Annotated in this window: 21 protein-coding genes and 3 pseudogenes; 19 read left to right on the forward strand and 5 right to left on the reverse strand. The window is 56.4% G+C overall.

Annotated elements, in window-relative coordinates:
* Positions 1 to 74: 74 nt before the first annotated feature.
* The 5 genes from AC1TXO_RS14780 (at position 75) to AC1TXO_RS14800 (ending at position 5,564) form a co-directional block, all read left to right on the forward strand.
* Complete coding sequence (locus AC1TXO_RS14780; protein ID WP_486402433.1) at positions 75 to 1,136, forward strand: Rieske 2Fe-2S domain-containing protein; 1,062 nt, start codon at positions 75 to 77, stop codon at positions 1,134 to 1,136.
* Positions 1,136 to 2,095, forward strand: a complete 960-nt coding sequence (locus AC1TXO_RS14785) for a PDR/VanB family oxidoreductase (protein ID WP_486402434.1) — start codon at positions 1,136 to 1,138, stop codon at positions 2,093 to 2,095. The genes AC1TXO_RS14780 and AC1TXO_RS14785 overlap by 1 nt, the downstream gene beginning before the upstream one ends.
* Before the next feature lie 95 nt (positions 2,096 to 2,190).
* Positions 2,191 to 3,228, forward strand: coding sequence for a cupin domain-containing protein (locus AC1TXO_RS14790; RefSeq protein ID WP_486402435.1), 1,038 nt, complete (start codon positions 2,191 to 2,193; stop codon positions 3,226 to 3,228).
* Positions 3,229 to 3,275: 47 nt separating this feature from the next.
* Positions 3,276 to 4,067 carry an SDR family oxidoreductase gene (locus AC1TXO_RS14795; protein WP_486402436.1) on the forward strand — a complete coding sequence of 264 codons (792 nt, stop codon included), beginning with the start codon at positions 3,276 to 3,278 and terminating at the stop codon, positions 4,065 to 4,067.
* A 24-nt stretch (positions 4,068 to 4,091) separates the two neighbouring features.
* Entirely contained in the window at positions 4,092 to 5,564 is a 1,473-nt protein-coding gene (locus AC1TXO_RS14800; protein ID WP_486402437.1) for an amidase, read from the forward strand.
* A gap of 137 nt (positions 5,565 to 5,701) precedes the next feature.
* Here AC1TXO_RS14800 and AC1TXO_RS14805 read toward each other — a convergent pair whose 3' ends face one another.
* The 4 genes from AC1TXO_RS14805 to AC1TXO_RS14820 all read right to left on the reverse strand — a co-directional run bounded on the left by AC1TXO_RS14805 (position 5,702) and on the right by AC1TXO_RS14820 (position 9,345).
* Complete coding sequence (locus tag AC1TXO_RS14805) at positions 5,702 to 6,025, reverse strand: NIPSNAP family protein (protein ID WP_486402438.1); 324 nt, start codon at positions 6,023 to 6,025, stop codon at positions 5,702 to 5,704.
* A 221-nt stretch (positions 6,026 to 6,246) separates the two neighbouring features.
* The gene (locus tag AC1TXO_RS14810; RefSeq protein ID WP_486402439.1) at positions 6,247 to 8,235 is read right to left on the reverse strand and encodes an FUSC family protein; all 1,989 of its coding nucleotides are present in this window, start codon (positions 8,233 to 8,235) and stop codon (positions 6,247 to 6,249) included.
* On the reverse strand, positions 8,235 to 9,146 hold the full coding sequence (locus tag AC1TXO_RS14815) for an efflux RND transporter periplasmic adaptor subunit (RefSeq protein WP_486402440.1): 912 nt from the start codon (positions 9,144 to 9,146) through the stop codon (positions 8,235 to 8,237). The genes AC1TXO_RS14810 and AC1TXO_RS14815 overlap by 1 nt, the downstream gene beginning before the upstream one ends.
* A gap of 10 nt (positions 9,147 to 9,156) precedes the next feature.
* On the reverse strand, positions 9,157 to 9,345 hold the full coding sequence (locus AC1TXO_RS14820; RefSeq protein WP_486402441.1) for a DUF1656 domain-containing protein: 189 nt from the start codon (positions 9,343 to 9,345) through the stop codon (positions 9,157 to 9,159).
* A 137-nt stretch (positions 9,346 to 9,482) separates the two neighbouring features.
* Here AC1TXO_RS14820 and AC1TXO_RS14825 point away from each other — a divergent pair, with 137 nt between their 5' ends.
* From AC1TXO_RS14825 to AC1TXO_RS14890, 14 genes and pseudogenes are all read left to right on the forward strand, one after another.
* On the forward strand, positions 9,483 to 10,292 hold the full coding sequence (locus AC1TXO_RS14825) for an AraC family transcriptional regulator (protein WP_486402442.1): 810 nt from the start codon (positions 9,483 to 9,485) through the stop codon (positions 10,290 to 10,292).
* Positions 10,293 to 10,808: 516 nt separating this feature from the next.
* The gene (gene zigA / locus AC1TXO_RS14830; protein WP_486402443.1) at positions 10,809 to 12,026 is read left to right on the forward strand and encodes a zinc metallochaperone GTPase ZigA; all 1,218 of its coding nucleotides are present in this window, start codon (positions 10,809 to 10,811) and stop codon (positions 12,024 to 12,026) included.
* Between the two features lie 50 nt (positions 12,027 to 12,076).
* Positions 12,077 to 12,412 carry a hypothetical protein gene (locus tag AC1TXO_RS14835; protein ID WP_486402444.1) on the forward strand — a complete coding sequence of 112 codons (336 nt, stop codon included), beginning with the start codon at positions 12,077 to 12,079 and terminating at the stop codon, positions 12,410 to 12,412.
* On the forward strand, positions 12,409 to 13,824 hold the full coding sequence (gene cysS / locus AC1TXO_RS14840) for a cysteine--tRNA ligase (protein WP_486402445.1): 1,416 nt from the start codon (positions 12,409 to 12,411) through the stop codon (positions 13,822 to 13,824). The genes AC1TXO_RS14835 and cysS overlap by 4 nt, the downstream gene beginning before the upstream one ends.
* A complete protein-coding gene (yidD, locus tag AC1TXO_RS14845; RefSeq protein WP_486402446.1) occupies positions 13,821 to 14,075 on the forward strand; it encodes a membrane protein insertion efficiency factor YidD in 255 nt (84 codons plus the stop codon). Before cysS ends, yidD begins: the two co-directional genes overlap by 4 nt.
* A complete protein-coding gene (locus tag AC1TXO_RS14850; RefSeq protein WP_486402447.1) occupies positions 14,069 to 14,359 on the forward strand; it encodes a 6-pyruvoyl trahydropterin synthase family protein in 291 nt (96 codons plus the stop codon). The genes yidD and AC1TXO_RS14850 overlap by 7 nt, the downstream gene beginning before the upstream one ends.
* Positions 14,360 to 14,642: 283 nt before the next feature.
* Positions 14,643 to 16,646, forward strand: coding sequence for a threonine--tRNA ligase (gene thrS, locus AC1TXO_RS14855; RefSeq protein WP_486402448.1), 2,004 nt, complete (start codon positions 14,643 to 14,645; stop codon positions 16,644 to 16,646).
* 148 nt (positions 16,647 to 16,794) lie between these two features.
* A pseudogene (locus AC1TXO_RS14860) lies at positions 16,795 to 17,756 on the forward strand (IS3 family transposase); the annotation flags it as partial.
* A gap of 210 nt (positions 17,757 to 17,966) precedes the next feature.
* Positions 17,967 to 19,025: an IS110 family RNA-guided transposase gene (locus AC1TXO_RS14865; RefSeq protein ID WP_486402449.1), complete on the forward strand. Its 1,059-nt coding sequence runs from the start codon at positions 17,967 to 17,969 to the stop codon at positions 19,023 to 19,025.
* 12 nt (positions 19,026 to 19,037) lie between these two features.
* A pseudogene (locus tag AC1TXO_RS14870) lies at positions 19,038 to 19,241 on the forward strand (integrase core domain-containing protein); the annotation flags it as partial.
* Between the two features lie 344 nt (positions 19,242 to 19,585).
* Positions 19,586 to 19,903, forward strand: a complete 318-nt coding sequence (locus AC1TXO_RS14875) for a type II toxin-antitoxin system PrlF family antitoxin (protein WP_486402450.1) — start codon at positions 19,586 to 19,588, stop codon at positions 19,901 to 19,903.
* Positions 19,903 to 20,364: a type II toxin-antitoxin system YhaV family toxin gene (locus AC1TXO_RS14880; RefSeq protein ID WP_486402451.1), complete on the forward strand. Its 462-nt coding sequence runs from the start codon at positions 19,903 to 19,905 to the stop codon at positions 20,362 to 20,364. Before AC1TXO_RS14875 ends, AC1TXO_RS14880 begins: the two co-directional genes overlap by 1 nt.
* A gap of 275 nt (positions 20,365 to 20,639) precedes the next feature.
* A pseudogene (locus AC1TXO_RS14885) lies at positions 20,640 to 20,904 on the forward strand (SDR family oxidoreductase); the annotation flags it as partial.
* Positions 20,905 to 21,179: 275 nt separating this feature from the next.
* Positions 21,180 to 21,719 (forward strand): type 1 glutamine amidotransferase domain-containing protein, encoded by a 540-nt coding sequence (locus AC1TXO_RS14890; RefSeq protein WP_486402452.1) that lies wholly within the window; start codon positions 21,180 to 21,182, stop codon positions 21,717 to 21,719.
* Between the two features lie 129 nt (positions 21,720 to 21,848).
* Here AC1TXO_RS14890 and nikR read toward each other — a convergent pair whose 3' ends face one another.
* Complete coding sequence (gene nikR / locus AC1TXO_RS14895) at positions 21,849 to 22,283, reverse strand: nickel-responsive transcriptional regulator NikR (RefSeq protein WP_486402453.1); 435 nt, start codon at positions 22,281 to 22,283, stop codon at positions 21,849 to 21,851.
* Positions 22,284 to 22,342 lie beyond the last annotated feature (59 nt).

Genomic DNA, 22,342 nt, shown 5'->3' on the forward strand with positions numbered 1-22,342 from the left:
GGCAGGTTCTCTAAACGATTTTCCCAGATCCGCTCATATACTGGCCTCGCAACTTAACGTCCTGAGGTTCAATAATGAGCACAACAGAGCAAACAAGGACCTTGATTCCCCTGACACTTGATCAGGGGTGCACCGATCCAGTTCTTCTAGATGATTGGCACGTTGTCGGCTTCGCTTCCGACTTCGCCCAAGGCACACTCCACCCCGTCAAGCTACTGGGTCGTGACCTGGTGGCTTGGCGCGACGCTGGCGGTGTCGCGCATGTATGGGAAGACCTATGTATCCACCGCGGCGCACGCCTGTCCAAAGGACACATCTGCAACAATGAAGTCGTCTGTCCCTACCATGGTTGGCATTACAACACCGAAGGTGCCTGTACGCTGATTCCGGCAGCCCCCAACGATCCTCCAATGCGCAAGGCACAGGCCATCAAGCACAGAGTGCGCGAGCAATACGGGATGGTCTGGGTGACGCTTGGCAATCCACCTCATGACCTTCCTTCATTTCCAGAGTGGCATGAAGACGACTATCTGAAAGTACCGTCCGGTCCATACGTGTTCAAGGCAAACGGTTATCGGGCAGTCGAGAATTTTTGCGACATCACGCACTTTCCGTTCGTACACGGAGACCTTAATGCAATCGCAGCCAAACCCGACGTTATCGCACCCTATACGGTCGAGGTAGGTCCTGACGGACTGCGCACTTCCGAGATCCGCTCCGTACAGCCTGCTGGGGACGTACGGGGTATCCCGGTCGCGTCCTACTACACCTGGACCATCAAACGCCCGCTCATCGCGCACTTCTCAAAACGCATCGTCGACCTCGACGCAGACAGCCACGAGATCGAAGGGCAAACGTCTCGCTTCGCCACTCTGCTGACGGCTCAACCCATCGATGAGGTGAATTGCATTGTTCGGGTGTGCGCAGCACTCAACGTTAAACCGATGCCGGACCCCGAAGCCGTCGTCAAACGTGCTGACGTGGTGTACGCGCAAGATATTTTTATCGTCGAAACTCAGCGACCAGAACGTATTCCCGCCGAACTTCGCCATGAGCTGCATCATCGCACCGATCTGATGGGACAAAAATATCGCAGTTGGCTGCGTTCGATGAACATTCAATACGGTGTCATCTGATGGCTGCCAAGGAACTCACGCTGTTGCTGACGCGTATCGAATACGCAACGCCCTCGGTGAACCTTTACACGTTCGCGTCACCGACGGGCGAATGCCTGCCGGCGGTTACGCCAGGCAGCCACATCGATCTGTACATCGAAGGCCATGGCACTCGGCAGTACTCGCTTCTCAACTCAGGAGCGGAACCTTACGAGTACTGCATCGGCGTTCAGAATCGGGCGATCGAGACGGCAGCGTCGCGCGAATGGCACACAGCAAGCGTGGTGGGGCAGACCTACCGAACCTCGGTACCGCGAAATAACTTCGCCATGACCGATTCGGAACATCTCATCTACTTACTGGCCGGCGGCATCGGGATCACCCCCTTGCTGTCCATGTACTACGAGCGCAAGAGACTGGGTGCCCCCGTCCATCTTGACTACTGGTCACGAGCGCTGGAGCACGTAGTTCAGTACGGTGCCCCGTATTGCCATGATGATGTAACCCTTCACATCGCTGATGAGAAAGGTCAAAACGAGTTCACCGTTACTGACATCATAAACAATGCCCCGATGGATGCTCATTTGTACTGCTGTGGCCCTGCTGGCTTCCTGGCTGAGTTTCTTGAAGCAACAGCCGATCGCGAGCCGGGGTTGGTGCATATCGAACGATTCCAGGCAGCACCAGTAGCACCGCTCGCCGAGGGCGAGGCCAAATCGTTTGAAGTGACGCTCAAGCGAAGCGGTAAGACCTTCACCGTTATGCCTGACGAGACCATTCTCGACCTCTGTATCCAGAACGACCTCGACGTCGACTACTCCTGTGAGGAGGGTATCTGCGGGGCTTGTGAATGCAAGGTACTTAGCGGTGACGTGATACACCGAGATAGCGTGAAGTCAGCGGACCAGCACGATCGCGAAAGGACCATGATGATTTGCTGCTCCCGGGCCTCGGGCCCACATCTGATTCTCGATATTTAAACGCTCGGCTTTCAACGGCGAACACGCTTTTGCGCGTGCATTCACGTGCACGAAGTTTGCCGTCCCACCCATATGTTTATTGAGGGTTATTTGAAATGACGGAGCATATTAAGAGCATTGAAGATTACCGTGCAGCCTTGACTGAAAAGAGCCTAACGTTCGCGGCCATCGACGACTTGCCGATTGTCCTTCCCAAGAAAGACAACGTGGTTCCGTACCACTGGGAGTTCAATGAAGTCAAAGACATGGTTTGGAAGGCCCTCGACTTTCAGGAGAAATTGCCTGATGGATTGGCGGGTGCCGAACGGCGCTTTCTACGCCTGAAAAATCCGGGCATCCCGGATGAGACCGTTACCAACACCATGTCGGTCTCGGTACAGCTCTTGATGCCAGGTGAAAAGGCTCGACCTCATCGTCACACCATTATCGCGCTGCGCTTCTTCATTTCCGGCAAGGCCTACACCAACGACAACGGCGATCGGGTGGACATGTCCCCGGGCGACCTGGTTTTGACGCCGGCCATGCACTGGCATAGTCACGGCAACGATTCAGACGAGCCAGCATTCTGGTTTGACGGTTTGGATCTGGGGCTCGTGCGCTACCTGGATGCGGTATACAAAAGCGATACCGGCGACATGAGGCCTACCGCTCGCACCGGCGCTACCAAGCGTCGCTACGGTACCGCTGGTCTTCGCCCAGCGACTGATCTGGATCGTGATCTGAACAAAAGTTCGATGATCCATTTCCGCTGGGCTGACACCTACGCGTTGCTCAATGCAATGGCTGAAGCAGGTGACACCAATCCCTACGACGATGTGTGTGTGGAATACATCAACCCCTACAACGGTCAATCAGTGTTCGCCACGCTGTCCTGCCGCGCCCACCTGATTCGACCCAATGTGAGCACCAAGTCCCGTCGCCAAACCTGTCACAAGGTTTTCCATGTTGTGGAAGGTAGCGGCCTCACTGTGATTGACCGCAAGCAATTCAACTGGAAAAAGGGCGATTTCTTTGTTGTGCCGTCGTGGAGTGAGCATCACCACGAGAGCACTTCCGATAGCAATGCCTACCTGTTCTGTCTCTCGGATGATCCGACACTTCGCAAGCTTGGGCTGTATCGCGAAGAAGCTTAAACCCAAGTTAATGATTGCTAATAACACGCTATGATCTAGGAGGATTTATGGATCTGGGAATCAAGGGCAAAGTTGCATTTATTGGCGGGGCGAGCAAGGGCCTTGGTCTGGCCGCTGCTACGCGGTTGGCACATGAAGGGGTAAGAGTTGCCCTCTGTGCGCGCAACACTGAATTACTTGAAAAAGCCGCGAGGGAACTCAGCGCAGAATCCGGCAGTGACGTGATCGCAGTCTCCGCAGACCTGGGCGAAACAGAAGCCATCGTCGGCGCGATCGAGCACACCGTAGGCAAACTTGGCCCTATCGACATCCTGGTATGCAACACCGGCGGCCCGCCCGTCTTGCCGATCGATCAGCTCGACGACGAACGATGGCTCGACGCGTTCAAGCTGTTGCACCTCTCCACCATTCGCCTGGTACGTGCCTGCCTGCCTCATATGTACTCCAAAGGCTGGGGCCGAATCATCAGTATTCAGTCGAGTTCGATCAAGCAGCCGGTTCCAATGCTGCATCTGTCGAACGGCATTCGCCCCGCCGTCGCCGGCTACTTCAAGAGCATGATGGAAGAGTGGGCCAAGCATGGGGTCAACGCCAACCTGGTACTACCAGGGATCTACTTGACTGATCGCATCCGTGAGAAGCAGCAGGAGATCGCCGACAGGAGCGGCCGCACGCTGGAAGAGTGCCTTGAGGGATTGGCCCGCAACACCGCGATCGGTCGTCTTGGTCGTCCGGAAGAGCTGGGCAACATGGTTGCGTTTCTCGCCTCTGAGCAAGCGTCGTACATCACCGGGGCTTGCTTCCAGGTCGATGGCGGCATGATCAAGAGCAACGTCTAAGTGGTGCATCGAGGTGGAGCATCTATGCGTAACGAAACTGTTCCTTATGAGAACGCCTTCCAGTCCGCTCATTGGTGGCTCAAAGAGATACGAGAGGGCAAGATCTCGTGCGTGGAGGCCTTACACTTCCACCTCGATCGCGTTGAAGCGTTGAACCCGACGATTAACGCAGTGATTGCGCTCTGTACTGAGAGCGCGTTCGCTGCAGCACGCGCTGCGGACAACGCGCTGGCTCGGGGTGAGGTGATCGGCCCGCTTCACGGTTTGCCAATGACCGTCAAAGAGAGTTTCGATGTGAAGGGCATGATGACCACGTGGGGTGATCCTGCGTTCATCACCCAGGGCGCCGAGCAAGACTCGGTGGCCGTGGCCAGGCTCAAGAAACACGGCGCCATTATCTTCGGAAAGACCAACGTCCCCACGATGCTGGCTGACTGGCAGACGTTCAATCCGATCTACGGGACTACCTGCAATCCTTGGGACTTACGATGCGCTCCGGGCGGCTCGTCGGGAGGCGCGGCAGCCGCTCTGGCGGCCGGCCTGACCCCACTCGAACTCGGTAGCGACATCGGTGCCTCAATCCGCAATCCGGCTCATTACTGCGGCGTATTTGGACACAAGCCTACCTACGGAGTCATTTCTCAGACTGGCCACGGCGTGGGCCGTGCCGATGTTCCGCTCGACCTGCTGGTATGTGGTCCGATGGCACGCTCAGCGCAGGATCTGGCGATGGCCATGGATATTCTGGCTGCGGCAGAACCTACTGCCCCTCACCAGTCCATTGCATTGCCGCCAGCGCGATGCAGGGGTCCCGAGGGTCTGCGGGTAGCCGTTTGGCTGGATGATCCGATGTGCGCTGTCGATTCGCAGGTCCGCAATCGAGTTGCTGCAGTTGCTCGAAACCTGGAAGAGCGCGGCGCCATCGTGGACTGGACTGCCCGCCCATTCCCTGACTCGAAAAGCGCCCACACTCTTTACATGAAGCTGCTGCGTGGGGCTACCGGCGCACTGCTTTCGGATGCCGACTGGGCAACTGCAGCGAATCTCGCGGCCACCTTCTCCGGAAATGACAACAGTTACGCTGCGTGGAACGCCGGATTTGCGACCCAGTCCCACCGGCACTGGTACGACGCTCACCGGGAGCGCGTGATTCTGAGCCGGAAGTGGATGCATTTCTTTGAACGGTTCGACGTAGTGCTTAGCCCCGTGGCGTCTACTGCAGCCTTCCCCCATGACCAACAGACCCCACGTGTAGATCGAATTGTCCAGGTCGACGGCTCGGCACAGAATTACAACGATCAATTGTTTTGGGCGGGCCTCGCGACTCTTCCTTATCTGCCTGCAACTGTAGCGCCGGCAGGGTTGACGCCAGCAGGTCTGCCCGTCGGCGTACAGATTATCGGCCCCTATGGTCACGACAAAACGACGATCGCCGTAGCAGAACTGATTAGTCGTGAGACGGGTGGGTTCACCCCACCGCCCATGAGATTCTCTTGACGCATGGCGGTCCGGAAATGCTGGGCCGTCACTCATCAACAAGGGAATTATTGCGATCGAAAATCCAAACTGGTGCTGTACGGCCATGGCAGCTTCATGATGAGCAGCCTGGTACCGCCACCTCATGCACGACCTGCTCAGGGTATTTTCAGCGCCGGCGAAAACCTTGCCGGCCGCATGATCTTGGTATCCATGTCCTCAATCAACGCCATCACTCTGGGTGTAAGCGCTTGCCATTTCGGATCCTGGGCAAGTGCCGCCCGCCTACACTGACGATCATCCAGTGAAGGATAACGCCAGATATGGACCACCTGATTTATGGGCCCGATTTCTGACGCGTAGTAACCCAGCAAATCGCCAAGATAGGATTTCTGAAGTTCAATACATTCTTCTTCAATAATTTTTAAATAGGCAGGCACGGCACCCGCCTTCAAGCGATACGTACGAATCTCGATATACATGTCGACTCCATGGCGGTTGTAACGTTAGCGCGCGTTGCGGATAACGTATGACCCTCTTAGTTTCATCCCAAACACACGATGTGTAAATTTCAGATCATGACTATAAATAGCGATTTTCTGCCAACTCGATAACGGGTTGATCATCAGCCGCTGACCTGTGCTCGGCACATCACATCTCCTTGGCGTAGAGGCGCGAACGCCACTCAGAGTCGCTGCTCTCCTCACGACTGCGAGGCGCTCTTTGCGTACTGATCAAACAGCCAGGACAAATCATTGAACACCAATGCGTCCTTGAGGAAGCCCATGCGTCGCAGCGCATTCGCCGTGCGACGCGCCTGTAGGGACATGTGGCCGGGGCTGCGGTGATGATGAGCCAGACGAGCCAATCCCGTGTCGATGGCCTGCGCGAGCCGGGACTTCCGATCCAGAGCGGCCAGGCTTCGCTGGATTCGTTTCAACTCCCTACCCAGTTGAAGCGCGATCCTCCCGACATCTTCAACGTAGCCCTGAGATGCCAGCATTTCTGCTGGCAAAGCGGCAAGTGAGACAATGCGATGCTGCTGACGGGCCTCCCAGAGGCCATAGTCGACGCCATCGCGCTTGCCGAGCAGGAGCGCTGTTTCTTTATGCAGCGCACTCACCAGGGCCTCGGCGTTCTTCTCGTGACGTTTAGGCAAAAGCTGAAAGGCAAGAAGGCAAATAGCGAGCGCTACGACCCATGCAACGGATTGGTTTGCGAAGTCAGCAAAGTCGTAATGGGCGACCAGCGTAGTACTGACGAGGGTGTTAAACGCAATCAGGTATGCGATGGCCTGGAATGCGCGGGTGGCAATGGTGCTCGCATGGACGCCGAACGACCAGAACACCGCGAGAGTGACCAGAAGCAAAGGCAAACCGTTGATCTGGGGCATGATCAGAAACTTGCATACAAATGCCGCAGGGATGGCATACAGGGTTCCGCGCAAGAAGTGGACGGTACCTTTGACAGGCGTTGCCGTTGCCGCGATCAATGTCGCGTAAGGACCAAGCACTCCAAGCATTACCGGCCCTTGATCCCAACCACTGAAGAACCAAACGACGCCAGCAATGAGTGTGGCCAACAGCGCCCGCAGACCGTTGCGCAGGGCATCGCCGTAGTGGCGATGAACGCGGTATGGGCGATGCTTGTGCTGAGCCTTCTGCTCCAGAAAAGAGTACCCTTCTAGAGCATGGCCCATTTCGCCTAACCGTTCTTGCTGCCGTGTCAGCGCAAGAAGCGTGCGGTCATCCAAGGACTCGGATGTATCGATGCATGCGATCATCTGCTCACGGATGCCGCGCACTTGCGCACTCGCGAGCTTCAGCGATATCTGCTGTTCGCGCAACGCAGTTGCGATGGTTCGGAGCCGTTCAGCAACCGCCCCCATACGAGCGGAGGACTTTAGTGCCTGGCCGTCGCCAGGGAGTTCATGCTCAAGCAATGCTGCCTGCAAATAGATGGAGCCTGAGCGGATCTCTCTCAAATTATCGCTGATGACCCACGACTCCCCACGGCCCAGCCCGAGCAGGTCATCAACTCGGCTGACCTCGGCTGCTAGCGCTGTGCGCTGACGATGCAACTGTGCATCGCCAGCGCACGAGTACTGGTCCGCAATCAAATCCAGTGCTCTGCCGCTCAGAGCACGCAACGCATCCCGGACACGCTGCTCCACGGTTTTACGGCTGAACAGCACGGTGACCAGACTCAGACTCATTGCCCCTATCACCACCGCACTGGCTCGGGTGACGATGTGCTGGAAACTGAGCTGCGGCTCGACAATGGCCGGCCCCAACGCCAGGCACACCGTGTAGCCGGCGACCACTGCGGTAGTAGCGAAATAGTGCCTGAGCAACGTCATCGCCCCCACGCACAAACCTAGCCATACCCCAATTCCGAGAATCAGTAGGATCATCTGCTGTGAAAAGAGTGCCATCAGGATAAACGACGCGATCGCCCCCAGCAGCGTGCCAGCAATCCGGTGCAGGCCTTTGCCCAAAACAGCTCCTTGGACCGGGTTAAGCAGCAGCAAAGTGGTAGAGGCCGCTGAGAATGGAGCGTCGAGTTGCAGAAAGAACCCCATTGTTAGCGCTAGGCTCGCGGCAGCACAACTACGCATGACGTAAGCGCAGGTTGCCACGGTAAACGGTGCCGGAAGCGCGCCCAACCCGTCACGCAGTACCCGAATACGCATCAGAGGTAATCCTTCAACCAGTTGATAAGACGCCAGGAGTGTTCGGTGCCAGGCTGGTCGATCTCGACGCTCGCCGTCATACCGGCCGCAAGCTCAACGCCGCTGGGTACCTGATCGATTTCGATACGAACCGGAATCCGTTGGGCCAATCGAATCCAGCTAAACGTTGGACTGACCTGAGGTAGACCATTCTCGGAGCGCACCTCGTTTTCGTCCGAAATTCCTCGACCAATACTGGCGACATGGCCGGTCAGCAGCGGCTTGAATCCCATCAACTGGATCTTGGCCGCGGCCCCTGTACCTACGTTGGCGAGCTTGGTCTCCTCGAAATAGCCGGTCACCCAGAAGCTATCGCTGTCGACGATGAACAAGTTTGTGCTGCCCTCTGCAGCAAAGTCCCCTGGCTGCAGTCGCAGTTGTGTGATGTAGCCATCGACGGGAGCGCGCAACTGCGTGCGCTGAAGGTTCAACCGCGCCTGAGCAAACTGGGTCTGAGCACTACTCAAGCGCGCCTTTGCGATCGCAAGCGCGCGCTGCGCATTCTCAATTTCTTCCTTCGGGACAGCGCCGATCAACTGACTCCGGCGGATCAGTTCGTCACTACGCTGACGGAATACCTCATGCGCTTCAGTCAACTCGGCTGAACGCTGATCTACGATAAGCGAATAGTTTCGGTCATCGATGCGGTAGATCAGCTCGCCCTTTTTGACTTGCTGGTTGTCTTTTACAAGAACCTGTTCAACGTTCCCGGAAACCTCTGGTGCGATCCGAATGACCTGAGCGCTGACCCGCCCGTCGCGTGTCCAAGGCGCGAGGACGTAGGTTTTCCAAAGGGCTGAACAGAAGTACAACGCCGCCAGGCCAATGATCAGCGTTGTCGCGAGTTTGAGAAGTTGTACAGCCTGTTTCATTGTTGCCTCATCAAAGCTTGAGTATCAGCAGGGAGATCAAAGCGATTGAAACGAAGAACCGCGTGAGACTGGGATGCCAGGTCAGGTCAAGCCAACGGCGCGTCAGCTTTTCAATTCCGAGGTAAAGCACCACAGCAACCAGCAGGTAGATGAAAAAAGGAGGAAAGTAGATGTGGGCGATCGAGATCTCGCTGAGCATCATGGCCACCTGATAACGAGAGAATGCGAAAGCCGGGCGTTTAGCTCCGACGGGATCAATGATAAGATCTCGCCTTGAATTTCCGATATAAACTATTCTGCCAATAAGTAATCAAATTCGGACAATCAGGAAGCGTGATGGCTGAGCACGAACGTGAGCCCTACCTGCTGGGTCCGGAAGACCCCGATGCAATGCTTCAACCGGCTGTCGTGCTCATGATGGAGTCGCAGCAGCACGATATCGAAGTGCCCGTTCATTCACATCGTAAAGGCCAACTGGTTATCGCGTTCAAAGGCGCGAATGTCTGCACCGTCGAGGATGGTTTGTGGATGGTTCCGCCAGGGCTGGGTGTATGGATTCCAAGCGGCATGGCCCATAGCAACAGGGTCACCGCTAACGGCAAAATCTGCATGGTGTTCGTCGAGCGCGGGGCAGCCAATCTGCCGGATCACTGCTGCACCTTGGCACTCAATCCTTTGGTTCTTGAATTGGTCCTCTTCCTTTCGGAGCGCACGAATGACTACCCTCCCGATGGTCAACAAGCCCGCATCGCAGGCGTCTTGTTGGAGCTTCTGGAGCAGGCACCCGCCGAAGAGCTCTATCTCCCGCTGCCGAAAAGCCCACAGCTTCGATTGATCGCCAAAGCGTTGGCTGAAGACCCCGCGAATCGTCTCACCATGGCCCAGTGGGCGCAGAAAATTGCAATGAGCGAGCGTTCGCTCGCCAGACTGATCAAGAAAGAGACCGGCCTCACCTTTGGGCACTGGCGTAAGCAATGGCAAATTATTGTCGCGCTTCAGGAGTTGGCTGAAGGTGCATCCGTGCAGGCTACTGCGGAGGCGTTGGGGTACGAATCTGTAAGCTCATTTATCAGCATGTTCCGCAAGACGCTCGGCAATTCCCCTGCACGCTATGTACGAGAAGCCACCGTGAAGGCTCATTCATGATCTTCAAATTTGCTTTCTCCTAAATTCAGCTTTAGCAACACGCTCAGCGTGCCCCTGAGTGGCGTCAGGTACTCAGCGTGCAAAATCTTGCCGAGGAAAGCCGGGATCCCCTCCTGATTGACTGACACTCACCCGGCGCAGGATGCCTGCAGCGGCAGCGAAGCTGGCAGCGCCCGTCCAGGGCTCGCGCATGCTTTGCGACATTTTTTGTGGCGCAACCGACTGTGCTACGTTATAACATAACAATTATTCATGAAATGACTGAAGCTTCACGTTCGACGCGGGGCCCACACACAGATTTACCGGGCACCTAGAAAACTTGCCAAGCGCGGCCTGGTTCATCGCCTGGAATCTTCGCGTTCGGGGTACCTGGACGAAGCAAAGCGTGTTTGCGCCGGGCAGCTCAACCATGGAGCTGCACGGAAAATGTGCCGCCTGCTACATGCTGGAACACACATCTAACGGCTAGCGAATACGAGTAGTAAACCTGCACCACATCATACCGTGAGGCCCCTGATGATCATCCCAAAATCGAACCTGAGTGAAGGCCAAAAGCTTCCCGTCACTGTCTTGTCCGGATTTTTAGGCGCAGGCAAAACCACGCTACTCAACCACATTCTGAACAACCGCGAAGGCCGGCGCGTCGCCGTCATCGTTAATGACATGAGTGACGTGAACATCGATGCCTCCTTGGTGCGAGACGGAGGCGCCGAGCTGTCACGCACGGATGAAAAGTTAGTTGAGATGAGCAACGGCTGCATCTGCTGCACGCTGCGGGAGGATCTCCTGGTCGAGGTGGATCGCCTCGCCAAGGAAGGGCGATTCGATCAGTTGGTCATTGAGTCCACCGGTATTTCTGAACCGTTACCAGTGGCGGAGACATTTACCTTCGAAGGTGAAGATGGGCGCAGCCTTGGTGAGGTAGCTCGTCTCGACACCATGGTTACCGTCGTGGATTCGTTCAACTTCCTCCGGGACTACAGCTCGCGCGATAGCTTGCAGGCGCGGGGTGAGTCGCTGGGAGAGGAGGATGGACGCACCGTGGTAGATCTGCTGATTGAGCAGATCGAGTTCTGCGATGTGATCGTTCTCAACAAGATTGATCTGGTGAGTGAAGACGATCGGCGGCAACTCATCGCGATTCTTAATGGCCTGAACCCTCGGGCGAAGATCGAGATCTCGACGTTTGGCAAGGTCCCATTGGATCGTGTGCTCAATACTGGCTTGTTCGATTTCGACGAGGCCTCACGAGCCCCGGGCTGGCTGCAGGAAATACGCGGGTCCCATACAGCTGAAACGGAAGAGTATGGGATTCACAGCTTCGTGTACCGCGCCCGCCGGCCTTTCCACCCTGAGCGTTTCCATACATTGGTTGGACGTGAATGGCCAGGCGTCGTGCGCTCCAAAGGCTACTTCTGGCTCGCCAGCGAGCCGGCAATGGCCGGCAACTGGTCGCAAGCAGGCGCAATGGTCAGACATGGCCCAGCGGGCTATTGGTGGGCCGCCATCCCGCAAGATCGTTGGCCGACGGACACCGAGGCCGTCGAGGACATTCGCGCTAAATGGGACAAGGACGTGGGCGACGCACGACAAGAGCTCGTACTGATCGGCATGGACATGGATGAACCTGCACTGCGGGCCAGCTTTGATGCATGTCTCCTCACAGACGATGAGATGGCTCAAGGCCCGAAAGGCTGGATGAAGCTTAAGAACCCGCTTCCTGGCTGGAATTGAATTGTAAGAGCCCCGTGATTGGAAGAGCCAGTAACCTGCGGATAAAGAACATGAGTGCAGTACTTCCCGATGTTTCCGTTTCCGGCATCGCTCCGACGCTTGGCGCGCTGGGCTGGTTAAACAAGCACGCATACAAGGCCACCTCTGTATCTAAATTCCGGGTCGCACTCCAACCCGAAAACAGTATGAGTCGAGGGTTGCTCTCTGCAGGCTTGCGAGCACCTCAACAGGACGTGAACGGTCACAGCGACCGCATTCGTACATTCTGCTTCAGCTTCGACAACCCCATCAGTGAGCTTGCTCTGGAGTGCTGGCTAGAGGTGTTGATGACCTTGCCGGGAATCTACATTCTCCGAGCGGAGCATATCGAAGGCACCAACGCATGACGTCGACTATCCAACTGCACAACACGCTCACTCGAAAGAAAGAAGCACTGCGTACCGAGCAGCCTGACCGGGTGACCATGTATGTATGCGGCCCTACCGTCTACAGCTACGCACACATCGGCAATGCTAGACCTGCAGTTGTCTTCGACATCCTCGCCAGAGTGCTGCGCCATGAATTCAACGAAGTCGTTTACGCGCGAAACTTTACGGACGTAGACGACAAGATCAACGCAGCAGCAACTGCGTCAGGCTCTCCCATCGCGGACATCACCAGCCGCTTCATCGATGCCTACCATGAAGACATGGCGGCCCTTGGGATCGCCTCGCCCGATCTGCAACCACGCGTTACAGATCATGTTCCAGAAATAATCGCGCTGATCAAACGACTCATCGACCGCGGACATGCCTACGTCGAGCAGCAGCATGTGCTGTTCCATGTTCCCTCCTACCCAGCCTATGGGCAACTGTCAGGGCGCTTACCCAAGGACATGCTGGCCGGAGCGCGGGTCGAAGTCGCCCCCTATAAGCGCAGCCCTCTGGACTTCGTTCTCTGGAAACCTTCGACCGCTGAAATGCCCGGCTGGACCAGCCCTTGGGGACGAGGTAGACCAGGATGGCATGTTGAGTGCTCCGCCATGATCGGTCGACACCTGGGGCATACAATCGACATCCATGGTGGAGGCCAAGACCTTATTTTTCCTCACCACGAAAATGAGATTGCCCAGGGTACTTGCGCCAATGGCGCTCTCTACTGCCGCATGTGGGTACACAACAGCTTCGTTACCGTGGATGGACTGAAGATGTCCAAATCATTGGGCAACGTTTTGCTAGTACGAGACTTGCTAGCTCAGGCTCCTGGTGAAGCAATACGATTTGCACTGCTTTTCACCCACTACCGTCGCCCGATGGACTGGAATGCGCAGCGCCTGCAGTCTGCCGTTCAAACGCTCATTCGGTTCTATATCTCCCTGTCGAAGGTCAGCTCGTTGAACGCCCCTGTCGATGTGGCACCAGACGACCAAGTGCTGGACTCCCTTAAGAATGACTTGGGTGTGACCAAAGCACTGGCCCGGCTGCATGTACTTAGATCACAGCTGGATCAGGCAGTGACAGATGAAATGCGGGCACTTGCCAAAGCAAGGCTGATCAGATCCGCCGGACTGCTTGGTCTACTACAGCAAGAGCCCCACGCCGCCCTCGCTGCCTTGAGCCCTCCAGTAGCGCGTTTGGAACAACAACTGAGTCATCGACAGAATTTCGAGACATTACTCGAAGCAAGAAACAAAGCACGTAAAGAGCGAGACTTCGCCAGGGCAGACGCTCTGCGTGACGAGTTGCTAGAGGCTGGCTTCAGCATCGAAGACAGCCCGGAAGGCTCCAAGCTGCGCCCAGTCGAGAGGAGCGTGACATGAAACCAGGGCCGAACACGATTTTGATTGCGTTGGTACGCGGCTACCAACTCTTCATCAGCGCAGCCTTAGGGAATCGATGCCGATTTCACCCTTCATGCTCCCAGTACTCAATAGAAGCTCTGCGGATTCATGGCGCGCTGATGGGCAGCTGGCTTACGCTGCGCCGCCTCCTGCGTTGCCACCCACTGCATGCCGGCGGAGTTGACCCCGTACCGTCGAAAGGCAACGAGGAAGAAGGTGGCTCATGCTGATCCGTAAGCTGTTCAAGTTTGAAAACACCCGCATCCTTCGAGGCTGTAGCACCCGTCGTTGCTCTCATTCGATTCATGGGCACTCGTACAAGGTCGAGCTGCTCCTGCACCCCGATCCCCTTGAACATGGCCAGATGGTGCACGACTTCGGGCTGCTCAAAAATGATGTTCTGGACTTGATCGACGCTTGCGATCACGCCGTCGCGATCTGGTCACAGGATGGTCCTGATTACATTGCCTCCGTTCGCAAGCATTCAGGGCAGTGGGCACTCATCCCCGTGTAACTCAGTGCTGAGCAGTTCACGAGACTGATCTTCGGCCTGTTGGAAGTCGCCCTGGAGAACACCGAGATGAAAAACGGTGAATCCGGTGTTCAGCTCCACTCTGTGATCGCGCACGAATCCGAAGCGGGTTATGCGCTGTGCTTCTGCGGGGATGTTGTGAACCCCCACGATGCCCGGCGCGAGTAGCCGTGCTCGCAGCTAGAACTACCAGCCAACCCAATGGATGACCCGAGCGCCCTTAGCGGACGGTCCACATGTATTTTTGATCGAGAAGCCCGTGACAATGTCAGATAACGCCCACCCCTCCCCTGTTTCCATCACGCTGCCAGATGGATCAATTCTTACCTACGATCATCCCGTGAATATCCACGACGTGGCAGCATCCATCGGTGCCGGCTTGGCCCGCAGCACAGTGGCAGGGAGGGTTGATGGCCGCTTGGTAGACGCCTGCGACGTGATTGATCACGATGCTCAATTGCAGGTAATTACCGCTCGAGATGATGACGGCTTGAGCATCATCCGTCACTCATGCGCGCACCTGGTGGGCCATGCGCTCAAGCAGCTTTACCCCACTGCCAAGATGGTCATCGGCCCGGTGATCAATGAGGGCTTTTACTACGATGTAGCGTTTGAAAGGCCGTTCACCCCGACAGACCTCGAAGCCATCGAAGCTCGCATGCGCGAACTGGTCGTCAAAGAGTACGATGTCATAAAGCGCATGGCGCCGCGCGACGAGGCCATCCAGATCTTCAAGTCACGTCACGAGGACTACAAACTTCGACTGATCGAGGACATGCCAGATACCCAGGAAATAGGGCTCTATTTCCACGAAGAATACGTGGACATGTGCCGCGGCCCACATGTACCTAATATTCGCTTCTTGAAAGCCTTCAAGCTGACAAAGCTGGCGGGCGCCTACTGGCGCGGCGACGCAAAAAACGAGCAGTTGCAGCGCATCTACGGCACTGCCTGGGCCGATGCAAAACAGCTATCAGCGCACCTTGTTCGTCTCGATGAGGCTGAGAAACGTGACCATCGCAAGATTGGCAGGGAACTCGATCTCTTCCATTTTGAGAATGACGCGCCAGGGTCGGTTTTCTGGCACCCGCGGGGATGGGCCGTCTTTCAGTCCCTCATCGCCTACATGCGTCGTCGACAGAATGATGCGGGCTATGTCGAGGTGAACACGCCAGATGTCATGGATCGCGCCCTCTGGGAAACATCGGGCCACTGGCATAATTATCGCGATCACATGTTCACCACCGAAACCGAGGATGGTCACGCCCTGGCGCTCAAACCCATGAACTGCCCAGGTGGCACACTCCTCTATCGACACGGTCTCAAGAGCTATCGCGACTTGCCGATTCGCATGGGCGAATTCGGAAAAGTCCATCGGTATGAACCCTCCGGTTCTCTCCACGGTTTGCTGCGGGTTCGTCACTTTACCCAAGACGACGCGCATATTTTCTGCACTCCTGAACAGATGAACGAAGAGTGCCGATCCGTCGTGGGTCTAGTACTGGACATCTATCGCCAACTTGGCTTCGAGGAGGTGCGCATCAAGCTGTCTACTCGGCCCGCCAACCGAATCGGCAGTGACGCAACCTGGGATCAACTCGAGGGAGCGCTGATCCGTTCCTTAGAAGAAATGGGCCTCGACTACCATGTCAATCCAGGTGAAGGAGCGTTCTACGGGCCGAAACTTGAGTTCGTTTTGCACGACGCGATTGGCCGGGACTGGCAGTGCGGCACACTTCAAGTCGATATGAACCTCCCTGAACGATTCGGCATCGAATACGTTGACGAAGATGGCCTTTACAAGCGTCCAGTCATGCTGCACCGCGCGCTCTTCGGCTCCCTTGAGCGTTTCACGGGCATCATGCTCGAACATCACGCTGGAAAACTTCCAGCTTGGCTTTCCCCCATTCAGGTGGTCGTCTGCTCTATTTCGCAACAGCATGCTGACTATGTTCGAGACATAGCCACACTACTACGCTGCAAAGGCCTGCGGGTTGAGACCGACACCCGCAACGAAAAAATTGGCTACAAGATTCGCGAACAGACACTGCAGCGCATTCCTTTCCTCCTGATAGCTGGCACCAAAGAGCAGGAAGAAGGCACCATCGCTATTCGCAGCCGAGACGGGAAGGATTTGGGCGTGATGAAACCGAGCGCGGCCGTGGACTGGCTGATCACGGAAGTAGAAGCTCCGGATGCTAAAAAGCGCGGCGACACCCTCGAGGCAGTAGAAGCACGCTTGAAGGCAATCAGGGACATGCCTGCTTGACTCAACCGGCCGCTTTCAGGCTAGTAAATTAAATCAAGTCACTCCAATCAGACGTGACATCATGATCTAATTCGTCATGATGTGTGTAGTGGTCTGCTAACCCCGGACACCCATTTAGGCGAGAATGCTCGCCATAGAGAGGTGTCTGATGACCAAGCAACGTCGTACCTTTACTCCTGAGTTCAAGCGCGAAGCCGCCTGCCTGGTTCTCGATCAAGGCTACCGCCATGCCGAAGCGGCCCGTTCGCTCGGCTTGGTGGAATCGGCCCTGCGTCGGTGGGTTAATCAGCTTCAACAGGAGCGCGGTGGCATCACGCCGGCCAGCAAAGCGCTGACGCCAGAGCAGCAAAAAATCCAAGAGTTGGAAGCCCGAATCACGCGACTTGAACGCGAGAAATCGATACTAAAAAAGGCTACCGCGCTCTTGATGTCGGAAGATCTCGAGCGTACGCGCTGATCCGCCAGCTCAGCGACCATGAGCCCGTTGATTGCTTGTGCGAAGTGTTTGAAGTCACTCGCTCTAGTTACTACGCACATCGTCATAGAAAGCGAACTCCGGACGTTGAGCGACTGAGGTTACGTAGTCGAGTGAATGAGCTGTTCACACACGGACGAAGTGCGCCCGGCAGCCGTAGTATCAAGATGATGATGCAAGAAGAGGGTGAGAAAATCGGGCGGTTCAAGGTGCGTAGGCTGATGCGTGAGCTGGCGTTGGTCAGCAAGCAGCCAGGGTCGCTTGCGTACAAAAAGGCAACAGTGGAGCGGCCAGATATTCCGAATATCTTGAACCGGGCGTTTGATGTCGACGCGCCAAATCAGGTCTGGTGTGGCGACATCACCTATGTCTGGGCACAGGACAAATGGCACTATCTGGCAGTTGTCCTGGATCTCTATGCACGCAGAGTGGTGGGTTGGGCCTTATCAGAAAAGCCGGATGCAGACCTTGTAGTCAAAGCGCTGGAGGTGGCTTACGAACAGCGCGGAAAGCCTCAAGGACTATTGTTCCACTCCGACCAGGGTTCGCAATATGGCAGCCGTCTGTTCCGCCAGAGACTGTGGCGTTATCGCATGCGCCAGAGCATGAGTCGCCGAGGCAACTGCTGGGATTCTCAGTTCACTATGCTCAAGAGCGTCAGCTCAATCTGACTCGTGCTGGGATTGGCTAGCTAGATGCCTTGGTGTTGACCTGTCGATTGATCGCTGACGTTCCCTGGCACTGCCAGGCTTGGCGTCTGTGACTTAATAGGAGCTTTGTGCTGCACCGCGAGAGTCCTGTCCTGCGTCCAAGGTCGGTAGTGCGTAAACTCAGAGGTATTACGCATGAACACTGCAAAACTCACTGAGGTCATCCTAGGTGTGGATACGCATCTGGATGTCTATGTTGGCGCCCTGATCAACGTGAATGGGCAGCTGTTAGGTACTCTTGCTGTAGATACACAGACTCGCGGCTACCTTAAGTTGCTGACTTGGGCAAGGTCATTCGGGTGGCTCCAGCGGGCTGGCGTCGAAGGCACTGGTACGTACGGCGCTGGGCTTGCACTTGTACTTCGCGAACACGGCATTGCTGTTTTTGAAGTGAACCGCCCTGATCGATGCAAGCGCAGATTGGAGGGAAAGTCAGACCCTACCGATGCGGAAAGCGCAGCTCGTTCGGTGCTGGCGGGGAGCGCCACTGCCATCGCTAAAACCCATTCAGGCGCTGCCGAGGCAATGAGGGAGATTTCTGTCGTCCGCCGAAGTGCGGTGAAAGCTAAAACACAAGCTATCAACCAGATCAGATCACTGCTGGTCAGTGCTCCTCAAGAAATCAGAGAGCGGCTCTGGGACGTCAAACCTGCGATTTGCGTCGACAACTGTGCACACATTGGCTCACTGGGGCACGCCCCATTCCTGAGCGCCCTGACTACATCGCTTAGACTTCTGGCTAAACGCTGGCAGGCCCTTGCGGCAGAGTTGCAGGAGCTAGATGACACGCTGGACTCGCTAACGCAGCAGTATGCACATCGCCTTCGTAGTCAATTCGGTGTTGGCCCTCAGACAGCGGCCACTTTAATCTCCGTTGCAGGGGATAACCCTGAGCGACTGAAAAGTGAGTCCGCTCTTGCTGCGCTCTGTGGTGTTAACCCGCTCCCCGCATCATCTGGTAAAACGGTGCGTCATCGCTTGAATCGTGGGGGGGATCGATCCGCCAACAATGCGCTATGGACTATCGCGATGGTAAGAATGCGCAGTGACCCGAGAACCAAGGCGTATGTGGCGCGCAGAACGGCCGAAGGGATGTCGTGCAAGGAAATACAAAGATGTCTGAAGCGCTACATCATCCGAGGCCTATATCCACTGATTTTGGCCGACTTGAGCGAGTCGAGGAGCGCTGGTTGACATAGGAGCGTCAATGCACCGATGGAGCGAGTATTTCGCAGCTTGAAATCAGAGTGGATACCGACCACGGGTTACCCGACCGGGCAGCAAGCTCAACGAGACATTGGCCAATACCTGATGAGCCACTACAACTGGATTCGACCTCATCAGTTCAACAATGGACTGGCTCCGGCAAAAGCTGAAGAAAAACTCAAAACCGTGTCCGGGATGAGTTGACCACTACACACCGCAAGCCTAAATACTTCTCTCGAGAGCGGGAAGACCACGTCGTGTTCGATATCTCCATCGAGGTGAGGCATCCAGAATTCGATGACCCTGAATCGCCCTTGGTATCCGAAACCTCGTTAACCTCCTGAACAACCGCACACCAGGGGCAGTGAAGACCTCAATCAAGCAGCGCTAGAAGCCGTCGACTCTACGTGTGCAAGCTGCTTGAAGGCATCAGCGCCATGTCTCCAGTCCATACAGCCCCCTATGTACGCTTAGCCAGCAGTAACCCCAAAATTGACCAAGTAAGGATAATTCCTTACCATCAAATCAATTCATCCGGGAGAACACTCATGCCTGCCATCCACGAAATCGCCACGTTGACCTCGAAGGGGCAGGTCACACTGCCCAAATCCGTTCGCCAGCTACTGGGCCTTGATACCGGTGGGAAGATCGCATTCGACGTACGCGACGGCGAAGTTGTGGTCAGCCGCGTAGACACCCTCCATGAAGACCCTGCCATCGGTGCGTTCCTAGGTTTGCTGGAAGCTGATATCCGAAACGGACGCAACCTCACCACCCTGCCGGAAGACTTGGCGCAAACCATGCTCGCCAACGCAAATCACCCCGTAAACCTGGACGAAGATATCGATGGTGAGGTCGCGATCTGATGCTGCGACATGGCTGGACACTGCTGTTCCATGAAGGTGTGATTTTACAGCTACGCAAATTGCAAGAAGCTGCCGCCCGGGCCGAGCAGAACGACCCACAAGGTTTTGAAAACAACGCCAACGTGAAGCTGTTTCGGGCATTGAGCCATCTGATCATGGAGGCTGTGCCTGCCGACCCAGGCCGTGATGAGTTCCGCCAAGGCAATACGCTAGGCACCGCCTACCGACATTGGCGCCGTGCAAAAATCGGCAGGCGCTTTCGGCTGTTCTTTCGCTACGACTCAAGGTCCAAGGTCATCGTCTATGCATGGGTCAACGACGAAAATACCCTACGCTCCGCAGGCAGCAAATCCGATCCCTACGCGGTCTTCGAGAAGATGCTGGGCCGCGGCAACCCTCCTGATGACTGGGATGCGCTGACTGCTGCGACGCGTAGCGACTGGGACGAGCCCAAAGCATAAATTGCGCGAGTGGGTGAGGGATTGCCTGGCTTCTTCTGATGGACTTCTTTCGTCATGCTGCCCTCCTACCCTTCACTGTGTTCGGGTGAGGTCGGCCCGGTTCCGCGCTTGATGCCGCGAGGACCGGCCACTCCCTTTGGCTAACCTATCTGCCAGGTTTCCGAGCCCCACCCTGCTACAGCAGAAAACACTGAAGTGGCCCGTTGGTCAGCCTTTCGGAACACGCCTGATTCATCCCGCCTCCATCGCTATACCAGCAGACGGAGGTCGTGGTCATGATTGATCCCAGAACAGGCATGAAAGCGGGTGAGCGTTACTCGGTAGAGAACGTCGAACGCGCTCATCAGTTTCCAGGCTTCTTCCTGGATGGAAAATACTATCTTGGCCCCGAGCTCCTCACGGCTGTGGGCTGGATGGAGGGCAAGCGCTTCATCTACGACAACCTGGATGCTGCAGGCGAACCGGTTTTTCCAGGGCGCGCAGCAGGAGACATCGAGGACCTGACGCTGATGCTGGTGGATGGCACGGCATTGAAGCTGGCCAAACTGCCTGTGAGCGTGATGGCCGACGACATCGATGCAGAGGATCAACCGGCTATGGACAAAGCGCTCAACCGCGAACCCGACAACTCCGGTGGCCTTGCCTTGACCCGTAAAGACAGGCTGCCGCTTTTGCTGAGCGCCGCAGTCATCGGGCTGCTCGTCGGCTTTTTATTCACCCACGCCCAACGCAGACGGCACTGAAGCGCAGTCTTTTGAACTTTGCGCCTGTCCCTGGCCTCACCTTCCATATCTATCGAAAACGGAGACTCAACGATGAGTGCACAACTGAACGGCAAGCGCGTGGCTTTCCTGGTCACCGATGGCTTTGAACAGATAGAACTGACCGGCCCGCGTGAAGCCTTGGAGAAAAACGGCGCCGTGATCGACATCCTGGGTGACAAGGAAGGGACTGTGCGCGGCTGGCACCATGACAAGCCTGCCGACGAATTTGCCGTGGATGCAACATTCGACAGCGCCCAGCTGGATCTTTACGACGCGCTCGTGCTGCCTGGCGGGGTCCAGAACTCCGACACCATCCGGCTGATACCCGGCGCTCAGAAGCTGGTGAAAAGCCACGACTCGGCGAGCAAGCCCTTGGCGGTCATCTGCCACGGTGCCTGGCTGCTGGTGTCGACCGGCCTGGCCCAGGGCAAGCGTATGACCAGCTTCAAGACGTTGCAGGACGACATTCGCAACGCGGGCGGTAACTGGGTTGATGAAGAGGTGGTGGTCGATGGCAACCTGATCACCAGCCGCACGCCGGACGACATCCCTGCATTCAATGAACAGTTGATCAAGGCTCTGGCCCGCTGAGCCTGCAGCTCCATGCAGCGTCCAATTAGAAAGCGCTGCAGCGGGCCTTGCGATAGCCGGGATGTTCGAAGGCGAACTTATCGTCCGGATTCAGGAGCAGCCGTGCGCGCCCCCGAAAACCGCACCGGATCACTCGCCTTGCCGTTCCGCGTCCCGCTTCCCATACCCCGGTGCAGGCATCACCTGCACCTGCCCATGCTCGACCCCACGCTCGACCATCAGTTGCCGCGACAACTCGCCGATGCGCCCACTCTCGCCCTGCAGCACCGACACCTCGAGGCAGTGACCGGCATCCAGGTGCACATGCAGGGTCGAGCGGGTCAGGTCGTGGTGGGCGTGCAGGGTCTGGTTCAGGCGCTTGGGCAGCTCACGCGTGGAATGGTCGTACAGATAGCTGACCACGGCCACGCAAGGCGCCTCGTCAGGCAGCGACTCGGCTTCGCGCATGCCGCTGCGCAGCAGGTCACGGATGGCCTCGGAGCGTCCCTGGTAGCCCTGGCTGGCCACCCGCCGGTCGATGAGGTCCAGCAGCTCTTCGTCCAGCGTGATGGTGATCCGTTGCATGTGATGATTTCCAGTGTGATGATTTTACGTAGACATCATACCCAGCACTCATTAGCCTA

The organism is Pseudomonas sp. FA117 (assembly GCF_057370475.1).

Excerpts from the sequence above, each read along its gene's own strand:
- AC1TXO_RS14780 (WP_486402433.1), top strand. The coding sequence starts at position 75 with ATGAGCACAACAGAGCAAACAAGGACCTTGATTCCCCTGACACTTGAT.
- AC1TXO_RS14785 (WP_486402434.1), top strand. The coding sequence starts at position 1,136 with ATGGCTGCCAAGGAACTCACGCTGTTGCTGACGCGTATCGAATACGCA.
- AC1TXO_RS14790 (WP_486402435.1), top strand. The coding sequence starts at position 2,191 with ATGACGGAGCATATTAAGAGCATTGAAGATTACCGTGCAGCCTTGACT.
- AC1TXO_RS14795 (WP_486402436.1), top strand. The coding sequence starts at position 3,276 with ATGGATCTGGGAATCAAGGGCAAAGTTGCATTTATTGGCGGGGCGAGC.
- AC1TXO_RS14800 (WP_486402437.1), top strand. The coding sequence starts at position 4,092 with ATGCGTAACGAAACTGTTCCTTATGAGAACGCCTTCCAGTCCGCTCAT.
- AC1TXO_RS14805 (WP_486402438.1), bottom strand. The coding sequence starts at position 6,025 with ATGTATATCGAGATTCGTACGTATCGCTTGAAGGCGGGTGCCGTGCCT.
- AC1TXO_RS14810 (WP_486402439.1), bottom strand. The coding sequence starts at position 8,235 with ATGCGTATTCGGGTACTGCGTGACGGGTTGGGCGCGCTTCCGGCACCG.
- AC1TXO_RS14815 (WP_486402440.1), bottom strand. The coding sequence starts at position 9,146 with ATGAAACAGGCTGTACAACTTCTCAAACTCGCGACAACGCTGATCATT.
- AC1TXO_RS14820 (WP_486402441.1), bottom strand. The coding sequence starts at position 9,345 with ATGCTCAGCGAGATCTCGATCGCCCACATCTACTTTCCTCCTTTTTTC.
- AC1TXO_RS14825 (WP_486402442.1), top strand. The coding sequence starts at position 9,483 with ATGGCTGAGCACGAACGTGAGCCCTACCTGCTGGGTCCGGAAGACCCC.
- zigA (WP_486402443.1), top strand. The coding sequence starts at position 10,809 with ATGATCATCCCAAAATCGAACCTGAGTGAAGGCCAAAAGCTTCCCGTC.
- AC1TXO_RS14835 (WP_486402444.1), top strand. The coding sequence starts at position 12,077 with ATGAGTGCAGTACTTCCCGATGTTTCCGTTTCCGGCATCGCTCCGACG.
- cysS (WP_486402445.1), top strand. The coding sequence starts at position 12,409 with ATGACGTCGACTATCCAACTGCACAACACGCTCACTCGAAAGAAAGAA.
- yidD (WP_486402446.1), top strand. The coding sequence starts at position 13,821 with ATGAAACCAGGGCCGAACACGATTTTGATTGCGTTGGTACGCGGCTAC.
- AC1TXO_RS14850 (WP_486402447.1), top strand. The coding sequence starts at position 14,069 with ATGCTGATCCGTAAGCTGTTCAAGTTTGAAAACACCCGCATCCTTCGA.
- thrS (WP_486402448.1), top strand. The coding sequence starts at position 14,643 with ATGTCAGATAACGCCCACCCCTCCCCTGTTTCCATCACGCTGCCAGAT.
- AC1TXO_RS14865 (WP_486402449.1), top strand. The coding sequence starts at position 17,967 with ATGAACACTGCAAAACTCACTGAGGTCATCCTAGGTGTGGATACGCAT.
- AC1TXO_RS14875 (WP_486402450.1), top strand. The coding sequence starts at position 19,586 with ATGCCTGCCATCCACGAAATCGCCACGTTGACCTCGAAGGGGCAGGTC.
- AC1TXO_RS14880 (WP_486402451.1), top strand. The coding sequence starts at position 19,903 with ATGCTGCGACATGGCTGGACACTGCTGTTCCATGAAGGTGTGATTTTA.
- AC1TXO_RS14890 (WP_486402452.1), top strand. The coding sequence starts at position 21,180 with ATGAGTGCACAACTGAACGGCAAGCGCGTGGCTTTCCTGGTCACCGAT.
- nikR (WP_486402453.1), bottom strand. The coding sequence starts at position 22,283 with ATGCAACGGATCACCATCACGCTGGACGAAGAGCTGCTGGACCTCATC.